The 24,436-nt window shown below is 35.6% G+C and carries 16 protein-coding genes; 10 read left to right on the forward strand and 6 right to left on the reverse strand.

Annotated elements, in window-relative coordinates:
- Window positions 1-215: 215 nt before the first annotated feature.
- The 4 genes from ACI4L0_RS00005 to ACI4L0_RS00020 form a co-directional block, all read right to left on the reverse strand.
- Entirely contained in the window at window positions 216-1,148 is a 933-nt protein-coding gene (locus tag ACI4L0_RS00005) for an acyltransferase family protein (protein ID WP_439798114.1), read from the reverse strand.
- Window positions 1,149-1,310: 162 nt separating this feature from the next.
- The gene (locus ACI4L0_RS00010; protein WP_439798115.1) at window positions 1,311-2,279 is read right to left on the reverse strand and encodes an HAD-IB family phosphatase; all 969 of its coding nucleotides are present in this window, start codon (window positions 2,277-2,279) and stop codon (window positions 1,311-1,313) included.
- A 3-nt stretch (window positions 2,280-2,282) separates the two neighbouring features.
- On the reverse strand, window positions 2,283-3,146 hold the full coding sequence (locus ACI4L0_RS00015) for a decaprenyl-phosphate phosphoribosyltransferase (protein WP_439798116.1): 864 nt from the start codon (window positions 3,144-3,146) through the stop codon (window positions 2,283-2,285).
- Window positions 3,147-3,160: 14 nt separating this feature from the next.
- Window positions 3,161-4,900, reverse strand: a complete 1,740-nt coding sequence (locus tag ACI4L0_RS00020) for a hypothetical protein (protein WP_439798117.1) — start codon at window positions 4,898-4,900, stop codon at window positions 3,161-3,163.
- A 160-nt stretch (window positions 4,901-5,060) separates the two neighbouring features.
- Between ACI4L0_RS00020 and ACI4L0_RS00025 the strand changes: the two genes are divergently transcribed.
- A complete protein-coding gene (locus ACI4L0_RS00025) occupies window positions 5,061-5,330 on the forward strand; it encodes a helix-turn-helix domain-containing protein (RefSeq protein WP_439798118.1) in 270 nt (89 codons plus the stop codon).
- Between the two features lie 117 nt (window positions 5,331-5,447).
- On the opposite strand, the gene ACI4L0_RS00030 is transcribed toward ACI4L0_RS00025, so the two are convergent.
- Window positions 5,448-6,668 carry an ATP-binding protein gene (locus tag ACI4L0_RS00030; protein WP_439798119.1) on the reverse strand — a complete coding sequence of 407 codons (1,221 nt, stop codon included), beginning with the start codon at window positions 6,666-6,668 and terminating at the stop codon, window positions 5,448-5,450.
- A gap of 121 nt (window positions 6,669-6,789) precedes the next feature.
- A complete protein-coding gene (locus ACI4L0_RS00035; RefSeq protein ID WP_439798120.1) occupies window positions 6,790-7,107 on the reverse strand; it encodes a VOC family protein in 318 nt (105 codons plus the stop codon).
- A gap of 164 nt (window positions 7,108-7,271) precedes the next feature.
- Between ACI4L0_RS00035 and ACI4L0_RS00040 the strand changes: the two genes are divergently transcribed.
- From ACI4L0_RS00040 to ACI4L0_RS00080, 9 genes are all read left to right on the forward strand, one after another.
- Window positions 7,272-7,985, forward strand: coding sequence for an aspartate/glutamate racemase family protein (locus ACI4L0_RS00040; RefSeq protein WP_439798121.1), 714 nt, complete (start codon window positions 7,272-7,274; stop codon window positions 7,983-7,985).
- Window positions 7,986-8,087: 102 nt separating this feature from the next.
- Window positions 8,088-11,342 carry a helicase-related protein gene (locus tag ACI4L0_RS00045; RefSeq protein ID WP_439798122.1) on the forward strand — a complete coding sequence of 1,085 codons (3,255 nt, stop codon included), beginning with the start codon at window positions 8,088-8,090 and terminating at the stop codon, window positions 11,340-11,342.
- The gene (locus tag ACI4L0_RS00050; RefSeq protein WP_439798123.1) at window positions 11,335-11,961 is read left to right on the forward strand and encodes a DUF4391 domain-containing protein; all 627 of its coding nucleotides are present in this window, start codon (window positions 11,335-11,337) and stop codon (window positions 11,959-11,961) included. The genes ACI4L0_RS00045 and ACI4L0_RS00050 overlap by 8 nt, the downstream gene beginning before the upstream one ends.
- Before the next feature lie 42 nt (window positions 11,962-12,003).
- Window positions 12,004-13,254, forward strand: a complete 1,251-nt coding sequence (locus tag ACI4L0_RS00055) for an ATP-binding protein (RefSeq protein WP_439798124.1) — start codon at window positions 12,004-12,006, stop codon at window positions 13,252-13,254.
- A gap of 14 nt (window positions 13,255-13,268) precedes the next feature.
- On the forward strand, window positions 13,269-16,988 hold the full coding sequence (locus ACI4L0_RS00060; RefSeq protein ID WP_439798125.1) for an AAA family ATPase: 3,720 nt from the start codon (window positions 13,269-13,271) through the stop codon (window positions 16,986-16,988).
- A gap of 14 nt (window positions 16,989-17,002) precedes the next feature.
- Window positions 17,003-17,869 carry a TIR domain-containing protein gene (locus ACI4L0_RS00065; RefSeq protein ID WP_439798126.1) on the forward strand — a complete coding sequence of 289 codons (867 nt, stop codon included), beginning with the start codon at window positions 17,003-17,005 and terminating at the stop codon, window positions 17,867-17,869.
- A 2-nt stretch (window positions 17,870-17,871) separates the two neighbouring features.
- Window positions 17,872-19,809, forward strand: a complete 1,938-nt coding sequence (locus tag ACI4L0_RS00070) for a site-specific DNA-methyltransferase (RefSeq protein ID WP_439798127.1) — start codon at window positions 17,872-17,874, stop codon at window positions 19,807-19,809.
- Window positions 19,810-19,964: 155 nt separating this feature from the next.
- Window positions 19,965-21,152 carry a Fic family protein gene (locus ACI4L0_RS00075; protein WP_439798128.1) on the forward strand — a complete coding sequence of 396 codons (1,188 nt, stop codon included), beginning with the start codon at window positions 19,965-19,967 and terminating at the stop codon, window positions 21,150-21,152.
- Entirely contained in the window at window positions 21,153-24,362 is a 3,210-nt protein-coding gene (locus tag ACI4L0_RS00080) for a DEAD/DEAH box helicase family protein (protein ID WP_439798129.1), read from the forward strand.
- The last annotated feature ends 74 nt before the right edge of the window (window positions 24,363-24,436 follow it).

Here is a 24,436-nt window from a genome sequence, read left to right on the forward strand (position 1 = left end):
CAGCTGGAAAGAGATATAAAAAAGGTAAAAATAATAAGTGCTACTCATTTTTTTCTGGGCTAAAGTAGGCGATTCTTTACATTTTTTTCTGCTATAAAATCCAGTGTAGTGTTTTTGGTATAATGGCACCTCGAAAACTTGTCTTTATCGATTTTTTTTGAGGTGCCCTGAAGAAACTTTGCGATGGGTGTAAATCAAACGGCTAAAATTGGGAGCTAAGTCTGACAATTTTTCTTCAGAATGTTTTTCGCTAATTTTTCGCACTTTACATATAGAGCGGAAAAACTTTCCGCAAGAAGAACCGTTGTAACCAGATTGACAAGGAAGGCAGCCCCAAAATGCAGGAACCAAGGACGAATGTTCAGTTTCCGCAAAATGTAAATTGCAGAACTTCCGATTCCCTGGGCAAAATAATAGAACAGTGCATTGCGTCCTATATGGGCAAGAAATTTTTTCACATTCGGAAACTTTCCGCCTTCAATATTGATGTGGTTTTCAAGAAACAGAAAAGTAAAGATTGAAAGAAGTGAAAAAAATCCATAGGCAAGGCTTGGCGGAAATTTTGCAGCCTGAACTTTTAAAACCGGGAGATGCTGTGTTTTTGCTGAAAATATAAATCCAAAAATAAAAACTGCCGTTGCTGCGATATATTTTTTTAAGGAAACAGTACCTAATTCTTTCCGTATAAAACCAAGTGACCAGAAAAAACTGTAGAAAATAAAATAAGGATTTTTAAATGGAAAATCGAACCCCGCAGCAGTCCATACAAAAAGCACGGCGTAAAAGACACAGATGTATTTTTTATTTGCCTCAAAATTTCCCGAATTTTGCATAAAGGCAATCAGAATGGAGTTTAAAAACAGAACCAAAAAATACACTGGAACAAACCAAATCGAACCTGCAATTACCGGCAGGATTTGAATGTTCGGATGAAGAAGCAGCGCCTTTGCAACATCAGAAACATTCGTTGAACCTGCTGTTTTAAGCGGTGTAAAAACCGACAGAAAACATACAGCCGACACGGCAAGAATGAAAAAACACCATTTTAAGTAAATCTGAAAAATGCTTTTTGCGGTTTTTAGCGGGGTTGTTTTTGAAAAAGAACTACTCCAGCCTGAAAGAAAGAAAAACAGCGGAACATCAACCAAAAGCAGAATGCTTTGAGCCGGGACGGGAACAATCCCCCCCTGACCAAAAACCGGTGTGAATTGCTATAACGCTTACGCTTGCAAAACCGCGTACAAAGTCAATGTATGCATTTCTTGCACACGGTTTTGAATTCCGATTTTCATTCATATCCTTTACCTCTTTTATTTGAAAATAAAAATTTTGCTTGCAAGATAATTCAAGATTATTACAAGCACATTCACAAGAATTTTTATCAATACTTCCTTTTGAGAAAGCGAATTGAAGGTTAAAAGAACCGGCAGCAAAACAAGTTCCACCGCCTCAGACAGAACTCTTGCAGCAAGAAAGAGCACCGCTTCTCGAACAGCCGCCTTTCCCTGTGTTTTCTGTGTCTTGAAAACAAAAAATTTGTTTGTAAAATACGCAAATACCACGGCAAAAAACCAAGCCAAAACCGAGGATGCTCTTACCGCAAGTGCTGTCCTGAAAAGTGCATAAAGCACCGTATTTACGCAGACTGTCGCCGCTCCGAAAAAAATATACAGAAAAACCTGAAAAACTTTATTTTGTTCGTTTTGTTTGTCCGAATGTTTTTCCGTTTCCCATCTTTTTATAGTTCCGTTTTTTACAAGCCAGGCATTCAGTGCGATTTGTGCAAGCGGAAAATCAGTTTTTGAGTCCGAATAGAAATTTTCGACAGTTTCTTTGCCGAATTCTTTTTGAAAACGGCTGACCTTTTCTTTTCCAAAACAGTTTTTTTCCTCTAAAATTCCGCTTGTTTTTTCTATGTGCGTCGCAATCAGCCTTGTGCCTAGTTGTGAAGAGATTTTTTTCAGAAGAAAATCCGGCGAGGCTGATATTATTATGTCGTTTTCTCTCTTTTGCATGAGATACCAAGCGGCAATTTTCTTTGAACTGCATTTCCAGAATTCTTCCGTTACAAAATCTATGTCGGGGAAAAAGCGTACAAAACTGAAGAATGAAGATTTAAGTTTTTCCTTCGTAATTTTTCCGCATTTGTATTGAACAAAGCGAATGAAAAATTCCGGCATAACAGTCAGAACCTTTAAATTCTTTTTTGCACAGAAACAAAAAAAATCAATCGAGCTGTCGCCTTTATAAATCGTTCCGTCAAAATCGTAAACATTCATAAATTACAGGTAAAACAGTGCGCACATTACCGCCATATATGCAATTACTGCATAAATCAAAAATTTATCATTTACAAGAACTTCCACAGGGTCGCCGTCGCTTTTTCCTTCAACGTCAAAGCTGTAGCGCAGTGTAATCAGAATGACGAGCGGCACTGTAAAAACAAGATATTCGGAATTTTCGGTTTTTATTCTTTCCGTATCGCAAGACCAAAGCGCATAAAAAACATTCGCCATTGCAAGAAACATATACATATTTTTGTCAAGAAATCCCTGTGTGTAATATCGGAGTACATTTCTTGTTTCCGATGAATTTTTTATCAGTTCGCCGCGACGCTTGCCCAATGCCATAAAGAATGAAATCGTAATTATCATAAGATACAGCCAGTTTGAAATCGAGCAGCCTGTAATGTGCGAACCGTAAAGGACACGCAGAAAAAATCCTGATACAAGAATGCATAAATCGACTATCGGAATTTTTTTCAGACCGAACGAATACAGAACGTTCAGAACAACATATAAAAGCAAAATCAGGCTTGCTGAAAAATTCCTTACATACAGATTGAACAGAATGCAAAATGCAATCAAACTGAAAAACAAAATCCACGCAGAACCAATGCTGATTTCACCGCTGGCTAGAGGTCGCCTGCATTTTTCGTTGTGCGCCCTGTCTTTTTCCACATCGCGAATGTCATTTATAACGTAGATTGCAGAGGAAGCAAGACAGAATGAAAAAAAGCCTGCAAGACTGACAAAGATTTTTTCTCTTGTAAAAAATACGCCGTCAAAGAATGCGGGCAGCAGGACAAGCAGGTTTTTTACCCAATGATGAACCCTTGCAAGCCTTAAATATTTAGGAAACTTCATATCAACTCCGGTTTTCAGCACGGGTAATGCTCAAGGCAGAATTTCAGCATTTGTTTTGCATTCGGAACGTTTGCAAAAACGAGGACTGCGGCGGACACACCGAGAAGAAGAGTAACAATCCAGCGTTTTTTGAAAATCTCGGCAATGTTTCGGGCAAGCAGCAGAAGAAGGGCAAAATAACTCCACCCGAAATACAGGCAGTAGAGCGAAAAAGAATATGAGCCGCCTTCACCTCCGGCACCCCAGCCGACTATGCCTGTAACGATAAATGCAAATACTGTCCAAAAAACGCAAAAACGAGCAAGAAAATTTTTTCTGTTTATAAAAACGCTTGCGGCGCAAAGCACTAGAATTGCAATGCCCAAAAAATTCACTTTGTCAGTGCCAAAGTAAAGCCATGCAAAGTGTTCGGGATTTGTGACGCCGTTTTCTGTCACTGCAGGAAAGAACGCAGACTGTGCTTTTGGAAAAATAAAGAAAAAAGGAACAGAGCCAAAATATTGCAGAATACGCACGGAAACCGGGATTGATTTCCCTGTAAAAGTTGAAAGAAGTTTTAAGCGTGAAAAAGAATTGAACAGGATGTCGCTTCTTCCGCAGACAATCACAATGAACAAAAATCCAGCTGCAAGCTTGAGAAGTGCCACAAACCATTTTTTCAATGAAAATTTCTGCAAATCATTATGACCGCCGCATATAAGAATAGAAGCGGCACAGCTTGTAAGAAGCGTTCCCGAAGCACCGTAAAGAGAAAAAACATCCAGTTTTTTATTCTTAATATAGCTGAATACAACAAGCATAAGATAAAAATAAGCGACAATGTACTGCTCAATGACAATGCTGAAATAAAAATGGGAAAAAGTACAGAAAAGCAAAATCAGTCCAAAAATCCGTTCAGGAACGGAAAGACTGAACATTTTAAGCAGAATGATTGAATTTAAAATCAGAAGAGCAATATTTGCAAAACTTGTAAAAAGCGGAAGCGACCATTCAAACGGAACCAAGAGCGAAATCAAATAAGGAATTCCAAAAAACGGAAAAGAAAAAACTGCAAACAAAGGCTGTCGTATGTCATTTTCAAAATAAGCAAGAGAAAGAAAGGCATTGTCCCAAACAATATGAAGCTGACTGTCTGCACTCAAAAGAACGTTGTTTGAATTTTCAAGCGGCGGATAAAATGCGTTAGTGTTGAAATACGAGCCTGCTGTAAAAACCGCATACACTGCAAAAATAAGGCAGCAAACTGTTTTTTCAGCCCGGGTTATGCAGAGGATTTCATTTTCCTTTATGATCCGAACAACCCTTTTTGCAACATACAAAATCATCGTATAGCAGAAAAAGAAACCGACCGCAGCACCTAAAACTGCAACCGTCGTAAAAATGAAGATGTACGTTTCTTTTGTCAATCCTTGAGAAAGAAACCATACGCGTGCTCTGGAGTTGGGCGCAAACGTTTCGTTAAAAATTCTTATGAAATAAAAATTCTTTATTCCATTTATACAGACGGCGAGAGTGCAAAAGGCACAGTATGCTTTTAGTTTGATTGAACAGGAAAGTTCCTGTTCAAGATCAAATTTTTTCAGGGCAAAGTGCAATGCGGCAAGAGCAAACGGAATTCCGGCAAGAAAGATATACGACCGAAAACTAAGACAGAAGAATGCCGTTGCAGAAAGGTAAAAAAACAGCGTTTTGACACGGTTTTTGTCTGCACGGGAACCGGCATTTGTGCCGCAGAGATTTTCTGTGTTTTCCATAAAAACTCCTTAAAAATAAAATTTGCATACCAAAAATGAACAGTCTTATTCGTAAAACAATGTGCAACAAAACAGTCCATTTGGACTTAAATAATAACATGGTTAGTATTTTTGTATCAATAAGTCGCTCTTAAAAATCCATTTGGATTATTGTATTGTTATGTTGGATTTCTGGTGCAATGTAAAAAATGAATTGGAATACAATCTTATGACACAAAAAGAATTGGCGGATAAAATGCAGATCAGCTACAACACATTGCAGTCCTGGATTACAAAAGACAGGCTTCCTGATGCTCGGCAGTCCGTGCAAATTGCAAAAATTTTAAATACGACAGTCGAATTTCTTGTGACGGGAAGGAAAACACCACTAAGCCAGGACAATGCAAAAATTATAAATCTTTTAAATCAGGCAATCGGGTATCTGAAATAAAACACAGGCAGAAACTAAGGTGTTATTCATTTCTCAGAGGAATATAAAAATCAAGGCATTCCAATAGGGCTCGTGCAAAACTTTTTCCATTGATCTTGATGTTGTGTTTTTTATTCTTTACGTCAAGGCAATGTCTTTTCTTTTCAATAGAAAATCAACAATGTTTATGTGACCGATTCCGTCGCGACTCATGTCTACCTTGTCCAGACTCATAACATATTTTGGTGATGCGTCAGAAATCGGCTTGAACGCTCCAAACTCACGTAATATTGTTTCTTCGCTTGCCAAAAGATAGCAGACTTGTATGAAGCATTTTTTTCCGTCCTTTATCGCTACAAAATCTATTTCTCCTTTATAGGTTTTCCCGGTATAGATTGTATATCCGCGTGAAAAAAGTTCGTTAAAAATTACATTTTCCAAAAAGAATGTATCTTCAAAATTCACGCTGTTTGTATTTATGATTCTAAGCCCCATATCTACGGCATAATACTTTTCACTTGTTTTTAATGCTTCCTTTCCTGCAATGTTGAATTTTTTTACGCCATGTACAAGATAAGCCTTCTGCATTTTTTCAAGGTAATTATAAACAGTCTGTCGCGTAATGCTTTTTTTGTTATGGGTTTTGTAATAGTTTATTACATTCTCAGAAGAAAATTCTTTGCCTGCATTTGCAAGAATATAGAGCGAAATGTCTGTAAAAGTTTTTTTGTCAAATCTGGATGATTTTCCGACAATATCTTTCTTAATTATTCCGTCATACAAACTTGAAAGATACCGTCTTATGTCCTGCTCGCGGTAAAAGTCAAAACGCAGTGGAAAACCGCCCCATTTAATATAGTCAAAAATGAAATCTTCTGAAAATTCCCGGTTATTCACTCGGAAATATTCTTTTACTTCTGAAAATGAAAAAGGCATTATCTCAAATTCTACTGTCCGCCCTGTTAAAAGACTTGCAAGTTCCCCGGAAAGTAAAGTTGAATTGCTCCCTGTTACAAAAATCGAACACTTGACTGTAGCCCGCAATGAGGCAAGGACTTTTTCAAAATTTTGTACCGCTTGAACTTCATCTATAAAAATGTAATACTTTTTCTCGTTTATAATTCTATTTTTGATTTCTTTATTTAAATCGCTGGCAGTTTTGATGAACTCATATTCAAAATCTTCTAAATTGATAAAAATAATCTGATTTCCGTCAATTCCGTTTTCAATAAGTTCGTCACGAATTTCCTGCAATACAATGGATTTTCCGGAACGCCGTATTCCTGTAATTACTTTTATTAAATCCGTTTCGTAAAAAGGGCGGATTGTATCTACATAGTCTTCGCGTTTTATAAACATAGAACTGCCTCTTATGTTTACATTTTACTATATATTTCTTATTTGTCAACGCAAATACCCTTTCTATTTTTACAATTTTATAATTTTTAGTATATTGTAAACGCTAAATACAATAGTCGCTCTACGCAGATTGCCGTTCTGGATTCTGGCGCGCGCCTTTTTCGATTGCCTTTGCGAATTCTAAATCGACTTCTTCAAATGTGTCGACATACAGGGCGATTTCAAAATGTCCGTTGAGTCCGTTCAGATATTCGTATTTTCTGTTTGTCATTTTTTCAAAGTTCTTCCGCTCGTACAGCATAAAAAGAGTGCCGTTTTTAATCAGATACACGTTCACCGCATTTTCGGCTTCCTTGATTTCAAAGCCAAGCACGTCCCTGTAAAAGCGAATCATCGTCGGCATATCATTCACGAACAATCCAACACCGTCAAGTTTCATTTTGATTTCTCCCGTTTATATAAAAATAGTCAGTGAGCTTACATTTCTGTATTTTCTGAAAATGATTATATCAGTCACGGGCGTTTTTGTATGCAATTTTGTGCGGACAATGCCTTTTTTACCGCTGCATTTACATTCCCCAAAATCATAACTAGAATACATCTATGAACAAATTGAACTCTTTGAAAAAACTCGGACTGGTCGGCGGAACAGGGCCGGAATCTACGGCGATTTATTACCGCGAGCTGAACAGGATTATAAATCAGAGAACCGGCGGAAAAGCGTTCCCGGAACTTTGCATAGAAAGCGTAGACTTGTACCGCACGCTCGGTTACTGCAAGGCTGGCGACGACGAAGCGCTTGTGCAGTATCTTTTGGGCGCGGTGAAAAATCTTGCTGCGTGCGGAGCGGACTTTGCGGCGCTTACGGCAAATACGGTTCACAGCGTTTTCGACAGGCTGAGCGCGCTTTCCCCGATTCCGCTTGTAAGCATTGTTGATGCGGTGTGCGAAGAAGCGTTCAGGCGCGGCTACAGGAAAATCGGACTTTTGGGAACGATTTTTACGATGAACGGCGCTTTTTTCAGAAATTCGTTTAGCGCGCGCAAAATTGAACTTGTAACTCCGCCGGAAAACGAAAAGTCGCTTGTGAACAGCCGGATTGCCGACGAACTTGAACTTGGAATAGTAAAAGACTCCACTGTCCGCGAACTTGTTTCTGTCATTCAGGGAATGAAAGAGCGCGATGGAATTGAAGCGGTAATCTTGGGCTGCACCGAACTCCCCCTCGCCCTCAACGACAAAAACTGCCCCGTTCCGTGCCTGGACACGATGAAGATACATATCGATATGCTTTCGGAGATGGTTTTGGGGGAGTAATTTAAATAAACTGGAAATTATTGTGGGAAGGATATTTTTTTTTTGGGGGGGCGATAGTTTCTGTTTTAAAATGTGAAATTGTGGTATAATGCTCTATAGTATATGCAGGTACTAGAATTTATAGATAATGTGAATAAAACACTCAGTCAAAGTATAAAAGAAGAAATTAAGCCTGGAAGTAAAGTTTCTATAGCAGCGGCTTGTTTTTCTATTTATGCGTATCAGGAATTACAGAAAGAACTTAAAGATATTGATGAACTTAGGTTTATATTTACTTCTCCAACTTTTATTACAAATAAAACAGAAAAAGAAAAACGTGAATTTTATATTCCACGATTGGATCGTGAAAGAAGTCTTTATGGAACTGAATTTGAAGTAAAACTACGTAATGAATTGAACCAGAAAGCCATTGCAAAAGAATGTGCAGAATGGATAAAGCGGAAAGCAAATTTTAAATCAAATTCAACTCAGCAGTTGATGCCGTCTTTTATAAACATTGATGAAACAAATTATAGTCCTGTAAAAGAATTTACGGCGGTAGAACTCGGGGTAGAAAAAGGAAACAATGCAGCTTTTGGAATAATGAAAACAAAGGCTCCAAATAGTGTTGGTTTTTTGCAAATGTTTGAGCAGTTCTGGCAGAATAAAGGAATGATGCAGGATGTAACGGAGCAGGTCATCGAAAATATTGCATCAGTCTATGCCGAAAACGCTCCAGAGTTTATATATTTCATAACTCTTTACAATATTTTTAAAGAGTTTTTAGATGATATAAGTGATGATATTCTTCCTAAAGAGGCAACAGGATTCAAGCAGAGTGCAATCTGGAATAAACTTTATAACTTTCAGCAGGATGCCTGCCTTGCAATAATAAATAAACTTGAAAAATACAACGGCTGTATTCTGGCCGATAGCGTAGGTCTTGGTAAAACATTTACGGCGCTTTCTGTAATAAAATATTTTGAAAGTCGCAATAATCGTGTTCTTGTACTTTGTCCTAAAAAATTAGCAAACAACTGGAATATTTACAAAGGAAATTACAAAAACAACCCTATTGCAGACGACAGATTGCGTTATGATGTTCTCTTTCATACAGACTTAAACAGAATTCATGGTCAGTCTAATGGTAACGATCTTGCTTATATCAACTGGGGAAATTATGATTTGGTTGTAATTGATGAATCTCATAATTTTCGTAATGGTATCGGTACTCATGCAAATACAAAAGAAAACCGTTATATGCAGTTAATGGAAAAAGTAATCAAGCAGGGGGTAAAGACCAAAGTTTTGATGCTTTCTGCTACTCCTGTAAATAACAGATTTATTGATTTGAAGAATCAGCTGGCTCTTGCATACGAAGGTGTTGCAGAAAATCTTGACCAGAACCTGAAAACAAAAAACTCTATAGAAGACATTTTTCGTCAGGCTCAGACAGCCTTTAATAAATGGAGCAAATTTCAGATAGAAGAGCGGACGACAGAAAATCTGCTTTCTATGCTCAGTTTTGATTTTTTTGAAGTTCTTGACAGCGTTATGATTGCCAGAAGCCGAAAGCATATTCAGAAATATTATGATACAAAAGATATTGGAACATTTCCTAAACGGCTTCATCCAATTTCAATTCAAACGCCACTTACGGAAAATGATAATGAAACTACATTTAATCTGATTTTTGAGGAACTGAACAGACTGAAACTGTCTGTCTATGTCCCCTCACATTTTATACATCCGAGCAAGCGTTATAAATACGATTTGAATGTTGATGACGAAAGTGGTTCTGGCGGTTTTGATCAGATGGGTCGTGAAAGCGGAATTCGCAGACTTATGGCAATTAATCTTTTGAAGCGACTTGAAAGTTCTGTCTATTCATTCAGGCTTACGGTTCAGAGGGTAAAATACTACATTACTCAGACAATAAAACTGGTAGAAGATTTTACTGCAAATAAAAATAATTCAAATATCAACCTTACAGATATTTCTATGGATGATGATTACGATTTTGACGACCAAAATGCAAGTGATATTTTTACTATCGGAAAGAAAGTAAAGATTGATTTGAACGATATGGATTATATTTCCTGGCTTGCAGATTTAAAGCTGGATTATAATATCCTCTCAGGTTTAGAAAGCCTTATTTCTGACATTACACCAGAAAGAGATTCAAAATTGCAGAAACTCATAAAGGTAATTTGTAATAAAATAGAAAATCCGATAAACAGCGACAACAAAAAAGTTATTATATTCTCAGCTTTTGCAGATACGGTAGATTATCTTTACGACAACTTGAATACATTTATAAAAGAAAAATATGGCTTGAACAGTGCTATGATTAGCGGTACGACTGAGGGAAAAAGTACGCTTGAAAAGTTTCATTGTGATTTGAATGCAGTTCTTACATATTTTTCACCGATTTCAAAAGACAAAACCGTTATCTATCCAGATGATAACCGAAGCATTGATATTCTTATTGCAACGGACTGTATCAGTGAAGGTCAGAATTTGCAAGACTGCGATTACCTTATAAATTACGATATTCACTGGAACCCTGTACGCATTATACAGAGATTCGGGCGAATTGACCGTATAGGAAGCAGAAATGAACAGATTCAGCTTGTAAATTTCTGGCCGGATTTAACACTCGATGAATATATCAATCTCAAAGGCCGTGTAGAAACACGAATGAAGATTGTTGATATGACCGCGACAGCTGATGACAACATTCTTGAAGAAGAACAGAAAGATTTGGAATACAGAAAAGAACAGCTGCAAAAACTTAAAGATGAAGTTATAGATATTGAAGAAATGAATGGCGGAGTTAGCATTATGGACTTAGGGCTCAATGAATTCCGGCTTGATTTGCTTGAATATGTAAAAGAACACGGTGATTTGGACAATACTCCCTTTGGACTCCACGCAGTAACAAAGTCAAAAGATGAATGTCCTCCAGGTGTTATTTATGTTCTTAAAAACCGCAATAACAATGTTAATATTGATAATCAGAACAGGTTGCATCCATTCTATATGGTATATATGGGAGAAAATGGCGAAGTTATATGCAATCATCTGAATCCTAAAAATATACTTGATAAAATGCGTTTTCTGTGTAAAGGACAGCCAGAACCAGTGCCAGAAGTTTATAAGCAATTCAATGTGGAAACGAAAGACGGCAAGAATATGAAAACCTACAATCACTTTTTGGGAGATTCCATTTCTTCTATAATTAAAGCAAAAAACGAAAAAGATATAGATTCTTTTTTGAGTGGCGAAACTATTGATTTTAAGCATGGACAGATAAAAGGACTTGATGATTTTGAACTGATCTGCTTTTTGGTAATAAAAGAGGCTTCACATGCTTAAACTTCCAGAAGTAACTCAATTACAAAAGTCCTTGCCGAAAGCACAGATTTACAGAAAGTTTCAGCTTACAAATGCACAGCAGACAAAATTTGATGCAGATATAAGCCGTATAGATATTGTAAATGAAGTGAGCACCAGAACAATTCCTGCTATAATGGAAGGCAAAAAAGTAAAGAGTTTTTATGTTTTAAGTGTAAGTTTAAAGACAAAAAACTATGATGAAAAAAACATAGAACGGATTGCAAAACTTATTCCGCAGAATCTTGTGTTTGCCCTTCACTTTGAAACGGAAATCTGCCTTGCAGTTTTTTGTGAAAAACTGTTCACTACTGAATGGCTGGAAGAAACAAAAGCAAGCATAGAACTTACAGGCTTAAACTTTGATGAAGTTTGGGAAAATATCATCAAAAAAATTGCAGGCGGCGAATGGAATCGTAATCTTACTCTTAAAGAAAACATAGAAATCAAGGAAAAACAAGAGAAACTGCAAAAAGAAATTGAACGATTAGAAAAACTTGCACGTAAGGAAGTTCAGCCCAAAAAGAAGTTTGAACTTGTTGCCCAGAAAAGAAAACTGGAAGATGAATTAAATGATTTGCAATATTCTTGTTATTCCTAAATATTTCGGGTATAATCTATATTTAGGAATAGAAGTAAGCAAATGATTATTGAACGACAGTCATATTTAAATCAGTTAGACTCAAAAAAGCATAACGGTATGATAAAAATAATTACAGGTTTGCGCCGTTCTGGAAAATCTTATCTTCTTTTTAATCTTTTTTATGAAAAACTGCTTTCCCAAGGCATAGATGACAACCATATAATACGCATTCAGTTAGACGATCTTGAAAACATCACTCTGCGAGAAAAACTGTCGTTATACAATAGCATAAAAGCTAAAATTATTGATAATCAGATGTATTACTGCTTTTTGGACGAGATTCAGCTTGTAGACGATTTTGAAGAAGTCCTTAATTCTCTTTTACATGTTCCAAATATTGATGTATATGTAACAGGAAGCAATTCAAGATTTTTGGTAAAAGATGTTATAACTGAATTCCGCGGACGTGGGGATGAAATTCGAGTTTTTCCATTATCTTTTGAAGAATATTTCTCTGTTTGCGACTGTGATTTTGAAACTGCATGGATCGATTATTACACTTACGGAGGACTTCCTCTTGTAGCCAGCATGAAGAATCACAAAGAAAAGTCTGATTATTTAAAATCGCTTTTTTCAAAAGTATACATAACAGATGTAGTTGACAGATACAAAATAAGAAATAAAAAAGAATTTGAAGCTTTGCTTGATGTACTGGCATCTGGTATAGGCTCATTGACAAATCCGCTAAACATTGCAAATACTTTTAAGGCAAAAGAAAAATCTTCTATCACAAATAAAACTGTTTCTTCTTATCTTTCATATCTTGAAGACGCATTTTTAACGCAAAGCGTTCAAAGGTTTAACATAAAAGGACGCAAGTACATCGGAGCGAATAAAAAAATATATTTTACAGATATTGGACTTCGAAATGCGCGTCTTAATTTCAGGCAGCTGGAAGAAACTAATATAATGGAAAACATTATTTACAGCGAACTGCGTTATAGGAACTATGATGTTGATATAGGAACAATGGAATATAATAAAACTGATAAAAACGGACAAAACAAAAAAATCCAGTTGGAATGTGATTTTGTGGCAAATGAGGGAACAAAAAGAATATACGTTCAGTCTGCGTATGATATCAGTGTGCCCGAAAAAAAAGCGCAGGAAGAAAACTCCCTCAGAAGAATTAGCGATTCATTTAAAAAGATAATCATACAGCGGCAACAGGTTATCCCGCATTATGATGACAATGGAATTTTTATTATTTCACTTAAAGATTTCCTTTTAAATAAAGAAATAAACTTGTAATGGAGAAAAAATAAATGGCACAGCATATTTCAATTCGTGTACCTTGGAAAGATAATGGATATACAGGTTTAATTTGTGAAAAACCATGTTACAACACCTCATGTATGCGATTGAAAAATATTGCAGAAAATAAAAAAGATGATTTTGAAGGTAAGCTTGCCGGAAAATCTATAAAAGGGCATGAAGCAGATATACCATGTTTATCTGAAGGTGGCTGCTTTATGTCGGAGGATGAATTTTTAAAAATTACCGTACATCCATATAAAAAGAATAACCCAAAAACTCATGGACATTTTTTATCTACGGAATTAAAGTATTTACCTTATTCATTACCAGCACGACCATTTGGATGGACGATGCTTGAGAAGAGAAATGATTTTGGTAAAAAAATTAATATAGAAGAATTAGCTGATTTAAAAGGTATTAATTACGATTCAGATAATGAGCCTAACTTAGGATGGAATAGTAACTGGGTACAAGATGCAGGAAATCAAAGAGAAATATTTAATGTATTTTATAAAGATGTAGAAATTAACAAATCACTTGTAATTACATATGCAAAGCAAGTTCCTTTTGTTGAAGAAGCAAAACGTATTGTAACTGGAATTGGTTTTGTAACATCAATTACTGAACCTCCGGAACATAAACATACAAATGATGGCGAACTGCGTTCGATCCTATGGGAAACAATGATAGGACATTCAATCAGGAGTGATAGAAAAAATGGATTTTTACTTCCATATAAAGAAATGATGGACTATGCAGAAAAAAATCCAGATTTTGATATTAGTTCAATTGCTGTTCTTGTGGATGATGAAAATTTTGATGAATTTTCATATGCAACAGAGCAGCTTAGTTATGATGCCGTTATAAATGTATTACTAAAAACAATAAAAGCATTACGAATAATTAAAGGATGTATACCAGGAAATTGGAACGACTGTATAAAATGGTGTAAAGCAAGACTTGAGGAAGTTTGGCTTGATAGAGGACCGTTCCCTGGTTTGGGATCAATGCTTACTGCAGTAGGTTTTAAGCATGGAAATTTGATTGCAGGCGAAGCAAAGAAAAAAGTACAGGACATTTCTAATTTTGAAAATGAAATTCTTGAAGTTTTGAGTTTTCCAAAAGAAAATTTTACATCTAAATTAGCATTAGAACTCACCTCTACAAAAGTTAATGCTTTAAAAACAATGCCAGAAGAAAGAAAAAAACTTTTCTGGCTGTTAGCTAGGATTAATTTAACCGCTGAACAAGCACAAGTTATTTTTAATACTGAAAACAGAGGAAAATATAGAATTTATTGTTCTGATAAAGAAATAATAGAGAATCCTTACATTCTCTACGAAAAAACAAGAATTTGTAAGCCTTCTTTTCAGATTTCTGTAAATAAAATTGATATGGCTGTTTTTCCAGCCAGTATAATTGCTGAGCAAAATCCTGTTCCTGAACCTTCATATATTGAAAGTGCAGATGATAAGCGTAGAATTAGAGCTTTATCAGTTAGTATATTAGAAACACAAGCAGGCAATGGACATACAGTTTATCCACAATTTAAACTTGTCGAAGATTTAAATAATTTACCTCTAGAACCAGAATGTAAAGTATCATCGGATATTATAGACAGTATAATTGATTTTTTAGCGGCTGAATTAATTTTAGTTAAATGTGAAGATGACACAAATGCATTTCAATTAAAAAGATTAAATGAGATGGACTGTTTTATTCGTAATTTTGTTGAAGAACGGTTAAAAGCAGAACGTTTCAAAATAAAAGAAAATTGGTCAAAAATAGTTGATGATTATTTTAATATATTAAAGACTGAAAAAGATGATAAAGAAATAGCAGCTCGAAAAGAAAAAATAGCAATTCTTAATGAACTCGCAGATTCTCCGTTTACTGTATTAATAGGTGGTGCTGGTACAGGTAAAACAACTTTGCTTTCACTTTTATGTAAATCAGAGCAAATAAAAAATGGAAAAATAATGTTACTGGCGCCAACAGGAAAAGCTCGAGTAAAAATAAGCAAAACAATGAATTCTATGGGTGTAAATCATGATGCATATACAATTGCTCAGTTTTTAATAAAAAATGATAGGTTTGATTGGAATACAATGACTTATCGTCTTTCAAAACAACCTGCAAAAAATATACCGGCAACAGTAATTATTGATGAAAGTTCAATGATGACGGAAGAAATGTTTGCTTCTCTTTTAAGCGCATTAGATATGGCACAAAGAATTATCTTTGTTGGAGATCCGAATCAACTTCCACCTATTGGTGCTGGAAGACCATTTGTTGATTTGGTAAGACATTTAAAGCAAAATATGCCTCCATTTCCAGATCCACAAGTAACAAAAGGCTTTGGAGAATTGACCATAACCAGAAGACAGGCAGATGACGGCAAAGACGAAAGAGAAGATTCTAAACTTGCTGAATGGTTTAAAGAAACTGCAGCTCAATTAGATGATAACATTTTTATTGATTTACAGGCAAATAAACTGGGTGAACATATCTCATTTAAACCATGGACTACACCGGAAGATTTACAGCAGAAAATTCTTGAAACAATCTGTGAAGAAACAGAAATGACAAGTATAGATGATATTGAAGGGTTTGATTTATCTCTTGGTGGAAAAATAAATAGTGGATGGATGAATTTTGGAAGTTATCCTTCAAAACTCGATTCATGGCAAATTTTGTCAGCATATAAAAACGATGCAAGTGTAGGTTCTTCTATAATTAATAGATACATTCATGAAAAGTATCGCACAAATGAATATGTAGAAATGGAGCATAGTCAAAAACTTCCAACACATCATCTTTTAGGCACAGAAGGCATTGTTTATGGGGATAAAATTATTAATGTAAGGAATCAGAAAAAAGAAGGATACTTATATGATAAATGTCTAGACCCGTCTGAAAAAAACAACTCGTTGGCTGAACCATTAAATTATGTTGCCAATGGAGAAGTTGGAATTGTAGAACGCTTATGGGAAAAACCAAAAGCAAAAGCTAATACTCATCAGATACGCTTTAATTCTCAGCCTTTATTTAATTACAATTGGTACTCAAATGTATCAGAAGAAGGAAATAATGATATTGAACTTGCTTATGCATTAACTGTTCATAAGGCTCAGGGAAGTGAATTTGAAAAAGTGATTCTTGTTTTAAGCGAGCCTAGCCGTATGCTTTCAAGAGAACTCCTTTATACAGCAATAACTCGTCAAACAAAAAAGATTGTCATTTTATATAATGAAGATGCATATAAATTGAAGAATTATTCTTCTGTAGAATTCTCTGATATTGCCAAACGTTTCACTTGTCTTTTTGCTGCTCCTAAGATTACGGAATTCAAAAATAAATTTTATGAAGAAAAATTAATTCATAAAACCAAACGCGGTGAAATGGTTCGTTCTAAATCTGAAGTAATAATTGCAAACATGCTTTTTGATGCAGACATAAATTATTTATATGAAGAACCATTATCATTAAAAGATGGAAGCAAAAGAAGTCCGGATTTTACAATTCCAAAAAATGGAAAAACAATATATTGGGAACATTTAGGAATGTTACAAAAAGAAAGTTATAGAAAAGATTGGGATGTAAAACGTAAACAATACGAAGAAAATGATATTATTGAAGGTAAAAACCTAATTATATCAAAAGATGGCTTAGATGGCAGTCTGGATTCACAGGAAATAGACAACCTTATAAACAAGTATCTAAAATAGGGGGAGATATAAATATGTCTGTTTCTATGTATCAAAATAATGTAAATCGCCTCGACAAAGAAATTGCTGATTTAGAAGCAAAAAAAGCAAGACTTGATTCTGATTCTGCAAATTTAGAAAGCAGAATATTATCTGTTGAAAAAACAATTACAAAAAGAACATCTCTTTCATCTCTTCAAAGCAAACAAAGACAAATTTCTAGTTATCAGAATGATATTTCAAAAAAAAGAAAATCTTCTGCTGATTTAGGAAAAAAAATTGCAGATAAAAGGAAAAAGAGAGCTGATGAATTTCAGAGGCTTCAAAAAGCGCAAGAACTGGAAAATAAAAAGTTGCAAGATGCAAACAGAAGGATACAACAATCTTATGAGCGACAAATTGTAGCTTTAACTAATCAATTAACAATAAGAAATACTCATTCAATTGTGGAGAGTTCTGAAAATTCTGATAAAGAGGAATATGATGTATTTGTATCTCATGCATGGGAAGATAAAGAATCTTTTGTCGATGAATTCGTTGCTGAACTTGAAAAGCAAAATCTAAAAGTTTGGTATGATAAAAATGAAATAAAACTTGGCGATAGTATGCGACAAAAAATAGATGAAGGGTTAAAAAAATCACGTTTTGGAATAGTTGTCTTATCTCCCGATTATATAAAAGACGGAAAATATTGGACAAAGACAGAACTTGATAGTTTATTTCAATTGGAATCTGTTAATGGGAATAGGATAATACCTATTTGGCATAAGTTACTTAAAAAAGATGTCATGGCATATAGCCCAATAATTGCAGGAAGACTGGCTGCCAGTACAGCAATTTTAACTCCAGAAGAAATTGCAAAGCAAATTAAAGAACTTTTTACAGATGAAGGAGAAAAATAATCATGAACCACCTGAAAATGCACTCACTGAACAAAATTGATGAAAACGTTAGCAAAATTGCCGCGCTTTTTCCGAACTGCGTGACTGAGGCAAAGGCAGAGGACGGAACGATTACAAAGAAGATTGATTTTGACATTCTCAGGCAGGAACTTAGCGATACGATTGTAGAAGGGCGTGATGAGCGCTACCAGTTTACCTGGCCAGACAAAAAGCAGGCAATTCTTACTGCGAATGCTCCAATAAACAAAACCCTGCGCCCATGCCGTGAAGAATCTGTTGGTTTTGATACAACTGAAAATCTTTACATTGAAGGTGACAATCTAGAAGTATTGAAACTGCTGCAGGAAACATATCTTGGCAAAATCAAAATGATTTACATTGACCCGCCGTACAACACAGGCAATGACTTTATTTATGAGGACGATTTTGCACAGAATGCGGCGGATTACATTGCGAACAGTGGACAGACTGATGAAGAAGGCAACCGCCTTGTAGCAAATACAGAAAGCAACGGAAGATTTCACACTGACTGGCTGAATATGATGTACCCGAGATTGAAATTAGCACGAGATTTACTGAGCGATGATGGGGTTATTTTTATATCGATTGATGATAATGAAGTAACTAATTTAACAAAAATGTGTGATGAAATTTTCGGTTACCAAAATAGAATTGCTTTGATATGTCATAAATCAAGAGCATCAGTTTCAAATGACAAAATTATTTCCCCAAACCACAATACAATATTGTTTTATTCAAAAAATCGAGAAATAATTGAAGCTAATCGTAAAATGATTGGACTTGATCCAATTTTAGAAGGTTTTGATTTAGACGATAATGATGGAAAGGGAGCATATCGCCTTGTTCCAGTAGATGGTCCAGGAGGAGCAAAAAAAGGTAATCCTCACTATGAGTTTTTAGGTGTTGAAGGATATTGGCGTTTTTCAAAAGAGACTATGCAAGAAAAATATGATGCCGGATTAGTTGTACAGAAAGGAAATAGTCTTTATCAAAAGTATTTCAAGTCTACTGCTGAACAAACTAGAAGAACATCCACAACATGGTGGGATGATGCAGGTCTTACTTCATCGGCAACATCAAAACTCAAAGCTCTTATGGGAGGTACAACATTCGATACTCCAAAACCAGTTGAATTGCTGGATAGAATGTTAAAAATGATAACATTCCAAGATAAAGATTCCATCGTTCTTGACTTCTTCTCCGGTTCAGCTACAACCGCCCACGCTGTTATGCAACTGAACGCCGAAGATGGCGGTAACCGAAAATTTATAATGGTTCAGATTCCCGAAGAAACAGACGAAAAATCCGAAGCCTACAAAGCCGGATACAAGAACATTTGCGAAATCGGCAAGGAACGCATCCGTCGCGCAGGAAAACAGATTCTGAAACAAGTTCAGAATAACAAAGAAAAATGCCACAAGGACAATAACGGGGTTTTAGGGGCATCGCCCCTAGGAGAAGGGGTAGCGACCAACGAAGTGGGCGCGAAGGGGGAGACTTCTCCCTCTCTGGACATTGGTTTTCGTGTACTCAAGTGCGATACCTCCAATATGGAAGATGTTTACTATTCTCCTGAAGATTTGCAAAAACAGGATTTGTTCAAAAACAACATCAAGTCTGACCGCACAGGCGAAGACCTTTTGTTTTACACAATGCTTGATTTGGGAATTATGCTTTCTGGCAAAATCGAAACAAAAAAGATTAACTGTAAAGAAGTGTTCTGCGTAGAAGGCAACTACCTTATGGCTTGCTTTGACGATTCAGTAGACGAGGAAACAATCACGGAAATTGCAAAACAAAAACCGTACTATTTTGTAATGCGTGACCCGGCAAATTCAAAAGACGGCGACAGCCTTATCACCAATTTTGAGCAGATTTTTGCAACGTACAGCCCTGATACTGTTCGCAAAGTTTTGTAGGAAGAAAGTTTCAACAGTGTTGAGAGAAACTGGTATTTTCTTGAAAATAAAGAGTATTAAAATATATTCCATTTTCAAGAAAAAGCACTTTTTTGAAAATAACATTCTGAATTATGGATTGATTTTTCAAAAATAAACAAGCATTAGGAGATTTTATGGAAAATGCTATTTCAAAAGATATAAACTCAAACCGTTCTGGAACTTTTGTTCAAAATCTTTCTGGAGAACTTACGTATCGCTCTTTTAATCCGTCTCCGCTACCTCCGCAACCAACTTTGGAGATTGATGCAAATATGCTCTCCCTTTTGATAGAGGCAAATCGGAAAGTTGCATATCTTGATGCAATTTCAGAGAAAATTCCGAATCAAAATCTTTTTCTTTCCATGTATGTTAGAAAAGAGGCTCTTGTTTCTTCACAAATAGAAGGAACCCAATGCACGCTTGATGACGTGCTTGATCCGAATGCCGATGAAAATGCGAATATTGATGTTGGTGAGGTTATAAATTATATAAGAGCCAGCAATTTTGCAATATCCAGACTGAATGAATTGCCATTATGTATGCGTCTTTTAAAAGAAACTCATGCAGAACTGATAAAAGATGTGCGAGGGAGCGACAAAACTCCGGGCGAATTCCGTACCACTCAAAACTGGATTGGAGGTCAGGGAAGTACATTAAAGAATGCTCGCTATATTCCGCCTTGTGTTGATGATATGAAGAAATCTCTTGACGACTTAGAAAAATACATGAATTCAAACGATTCTCTCGACCCTTTAATTCAGGCTGCTCTTATTCATTATCAGTTTGAGACAATACATCCATTTTTGGACGGCAATGGGCGTGTAGGAAGACTTCTTATAACGCTTTTTTTGATGCAAAAGAAAATCATTTCAAAGCCCGTGCTTTATATTTCCTGCTTTCTCAAAATGAACAGGATAGAGTATTACGATCGGTTGAGTGAAGTTAGACAGAAGGGAAACTATGAACAGTGGGTACGATTCTTTTTGCAGATTATTTTGGAAACTGCTAATGATGCAATTGAGTCAATAAATGCTTTGGAAGAGTTACACAAGAAAAATATTGCATTACTTGAAAAAGTACCTGCACGAACAAGAGATAATGCTCTTAAGTTATTTGAATATATAGAAAAAAAAGCAATTATTGATACATCAAAAACAGCGTTGGAATTAGGACTTTCTTATAATACAACAGCGAAGAATATAGAGCTTTTGTGTGGTTTGAAAATACTTTATCCTTCTGCAAAAAATGGCAAGGCAAGTCTTTATTCATATACTGATTATTTGGAAATCTTGCGAAAAGGCACTGAAATAGAGGAAAAATAAATGAAGTTTACTTATAAAATACAAAAATATCAGACACAGGCTGTAGATGCTCTTGTAAAATGTTTTGAAGGCCAGCAGTTTGCAGATAAAGTTCAGTATCTGCGTGATAAAGGTGTAATGCAGGAAATTGCAAAACCTCAAGAATCTTTATTTAGCGATGATATGCTTAGACAGCAGGGTGAAGAATTTGATGATGAACTTGAGCTTTTAGATAACGGATACAGAAATGCAGATTTAATATTGAGTGAGAAAGAACTTTTAGATAATGTTCACAAAGTGCAGGATGAAAATTTTATTATCCGCTCTGATAAAATCGAACATACTGCTGGAGTTCCGAGCTTTGATATTGAAATGGAAACTGGCACCGGCAAAACCTATGTCTATACAAAGACAATGTATGAACTGAATAAAACTTATGGCTGGAGTAAATTCATTATAGTTGTTCCGTCTGTTGCAATCCGCGAAGGCGTATACAATAGCATTGAGTATACTCAGGAACATTTTATGCAGCATTACGGAAAGAAAATCCGGTTTTTTATTTACAATTCAAAACGCCTGAATATGATTGACCGTTTTTCAAGCAGTGCTGATATAAATGTAATGATTATCAATACTCAGGCTTTTAATACTTCGCTTAATAAAGAAAAAAATGTTGAAGGCCGCAAAGGAAATGAAGCTGCTCGCATTATCTATACAATACGTGATGAATTTGCCAGCCGTCGTCCGATTGACGTAATTTCTGCAAATCGCCCTATCTTGATTTTAGATGAACCGCAAAGAATGGGTGATGAAAAATCAGCGACACAAAAGGCACTCGCACAGTTCAAGCCGCTTTTTGTAATCAATTATTCAGCTACTCATAAAATTCAGCATAACCTTGTTTACCGGCTGGATGCTCTGGATTCTTATAATCAGAAACTTGTAAAGAAGATTGAAGTAAAAGGCTTTAAACTTGAGAACATTTCCGGGACAAATACTTATATTTACGCAGATTCGATTGTTCTCTCACCGCACGCAGCTCCTCAGGTAAAACTTGAAATTGAAGTAAAGCAAAATAACGGAATTAAACGGCAGACTGTAAGGCTGAATGCTGGAGATAAACTTGAAGAAGCATCAAAAGGTCTTGCTGAATATAAAGGAATCTATGTTGCAGAAATCCTGCCTGAACTTAATGCCGTTAAATTTAATATCCCTGTCAGCAATAATAATGAATCTTTGTTGCTGTCTATGGGCGAAATGACCGGTAATGTTGCAGAAAAAGACATTCGCCGTGTTCAGATTAGAGAAACAATTAAAAGCCATTTTGAAAAAGAAAAAGAGTTTTTTGATAAAGGTCTTAGAATAAAAGTTTTGTCATTGTTCTTTATTGATGAAGTTGCAAAGTATCGTGCAGAAGATGAAGATGGAAACGAAGTACCCGGTGAATACAGCAAGATATTTGAAGAAGAATACCGTAATGTTATGAATGAATTTTCTGATTTATTTCCGGGGTATTACCAGAATTATCTTGCAAAAACGGCGGACAATATTCCTTCCTGCCACGAAGGATATTTTAGCCGCGATAAAAAAGGCAGGCTTACGGATTCAACCGGTGAAAGTGATGAAGATATTACAACCTACGATTTAATTTTAAAGCGCAAGGATTTGCTTTTGGATTTTGATATGCCGATTCGGTTTATCTTCTCTCACTCTGCATTGCGTGAAGGCTGGGACAATCCGAATGTATTTCAGATTTGTACGTTAAAACATTCTGACAATAATATCAGTCGCAGACAGGAAGTTGGTCGCGGTATGCGTCTTTGTGTAAATGAAGAGGGAATTCGTCAGGACAAAGAAACTCTTGGTGAATCAGTGCACGAAGTAAATACGCTTACGGTAATTGCAAGTGAAAGTTACCGCGCCTTTGTTGATGGCTTGCAAAAGGACATTGTTGCAGAACTTTCTGATTCCAGACCAAAAATTGCCGATATTGATTACTTTGAAGGCAAGAGTATCAATGTTTGTGGTCAGCAAATTCAACTTGATTCTAAGCAGGCAAAAATCATTTATCAGTATCTGCTGAAAAATGACTATATTGATTCAGAAGACAGACCTACAGATATTTATAAAAGTGCAGTTGAGTTTGGAAATTTACAGCGGATTCCAGATAGTTTTGAATACACCTTGCCAGAAGATTTGCAGACTAAATCAGAGGCACGAATAGAAATGTTTGATCAGATTCAGAAACTTATTCAGGCAGTTTATAATCCTTCTGTCCTGTCTGGAATGATTGACAACGGACAGAAACCGCAATGGGAAAAAGGAAACCCTCTTAATAAGAACTTTGAAAAAGATGTGTTTCAGGAACTCTGGAAGAAAATTAATCATAAGTACACATATACCTGTCGTTTCAACAGCGAAGAACTGATTAGGAATTCGGTTGAAGCAATAAAGAAAGATTTGAAAGTTTCTCCTATGCGTTATACTTTAGAAATCGGAAAACAAAAAGATAAAATCAATGAAACGCTTGTTCGCTCTGGAACAGCTTTTAATACTTCTGAAACAGAAACAAAATCTTTGAAACGTGCACCCCAAACTACTGTAAAATATGATTTGGTAGGTAATATTGCAAAAGGGTGTAAGATTACACGAAAAACGGCTGCAACAATTTTGAGCCAACTTACTGTAAAAGAAACGGAGCAATTTGGATTTAATCCTGAAAAGTTTATTCGTGATGTAATAAATATCATTAATGCTCAGAAATCTACAAAAATTGTTGAACATATTGAATATCACGAACTTGAAGATACTTATGATTCAAGTATTTTTACTTCACCAAAACTTCCTGAAAAAGAACCATTTATCGCCTCAAAATGTATTCAGAATCTGGTATTTACTGACAGCAATATAGAATGGAAATTTGTAAATGAATTGGACAGTGCAACAGAAGTTATAGTGTATGCACGTTTACCACGTTCATTCCAGATTCCAACTCCTGTGGGAAATTATGCACCTGACTGGGCTATTGCTTTTGATAAAGACAAAGTAAAACATATATTCTTTATTGCTGAAACTAAAGGAACTATGGAAGATATACAGTTGAATAAAATTGAATCTAATAAGATTGAGTGTGCCAAGAAGTTATTCAATGTAGTTTCTACCAATGGCGTAAAATACGCTCATGTGAATAGCTTTGAACAATTGAAAAATATTATCGGGCTGAAAGGGTAAAAAAAATTCTCAAAAGCTGTAAAAAAGAATTATATCATGTAGGAAAGGAGCTGTTTGTTACAGAAGAAAATGGA

The organism is Treponema sp. (genome assembly GCF_051883275.1).
Classification (GTDB): domain Bacteria; phylum Spirochaetota; class Spirochaetia; order Treponematales; family Treponemataceae; genus Treponema_D.

Excerpts from the sequence above, each read along its gene's own strand:
- ACI4L0_RS00065 (WP_439798126.1), top strand. The coding sequence starts at position 17,003 with ATGTCTGTTTCTATGTATCAAAATAATGTAAATCGCCTCGACAAAGAA.
- ACI4L0_RS00030 (WP_439798119.1), bottom strand. The coding sequence starts at position 6,668 with ATGTTTATAAAACGCGAAGACTATGTAGATACAATCCGCCCTTTTTAC.
- ACI4L0_RS00075 (WP_439798128.1), top strand. The coding sequence starts at position 19,965 with ATGGAAAATGCTATTTCAAAAGATATAAACTCAAACCGTTCTGGAACT.
- ACI4L0_RS00025 (WP_439798118.1), top strand. The coding sequence starts at position 5,061 with ATGTTGGATTTCTGGTGCAATGTAAAAAATGAATTGGAATACAATCTT.
- ACI4L0_RS00055 (WP_439798124.1), top strand. The coding sequence starts at position 12,004 with ATGATTATTGAACGACAGTCATATTTAAATCAGTTAGACTCAAAAAAG.
- ACI4L0_RS00040 (WP_439798121.1), top strand. The coding sequence starts at position 7,272 with ATGAACAAATTGAACTCTTTGAAAAAACTCGGACTGGTCGGCGGAACA.
- ACI4L0_RS00050 (WP_439798123.1), top strand. The coding sequence starts at position 11,335 with ATGCTTAAACTTCCAGAAGTAACTCAATTACAAAAGTCCTTGCCGAAA.
- ACI4L0_RS00070 (WP_439798127.1), top strand. The coding sequence starts at position 17,872 with ATGAACCACCTGAAAATGCACTCACTGAACAAAATTGATGAAAACGTT.
- ACI4L0_RS00020 (WP_439798117.1), bottom strand. The coding sequence starts at position 4,900 with ATGGAAAACACAGAAAATCTCTGCGGCACAAATGCCGGTTCCCGTGCA.
- ACI4L0_RS00035 (WP_439798120.1), bottom strand. The coding sequence starts at position 7,107 with ATGAAACTTGACGGTGTTGGATTGTTCGTGAATGATATGCCGACGATG.
- ACI4L0_RS00015 (WP_439798116.1), bottom strand. The coding sequence starts at position 3,146 with ATGAAGTTTCCTAAATATTTAAGGCTTGCAAGGGTTCATCATTGGGTA.
- ACI4L0_RS00080 (WP_439798129.1), top strand. The coding sequence starts at position 21,153 with ATGAAGTTTACTTATAAAATACAAAAATATCAGACACAGGCTGTAGAT.
- ACI4L0_RS00010 (WP_439798115.1), bottom strand. The coding sequence starts at position 2,279 with ATGAATGTTTACGATTTTGACGGAACGATTTATAAAGGCGACAGCTCG.
- ACI4L0_RS00045 (WP_439798122.1), top strand. The coding sequence starts at position 8,088 with ATGCAGGTACTAGAATTTATAGATAATGTGAATAAAACACTCAGTCAA.
- ACI4L0_RS00060 (WP_439798125.1), top strand. The coding sequence starts at position 13,269 with ATGGCACAGCATATTTCAATTCGTGTACCTTGGAAAGATAATGGATAT.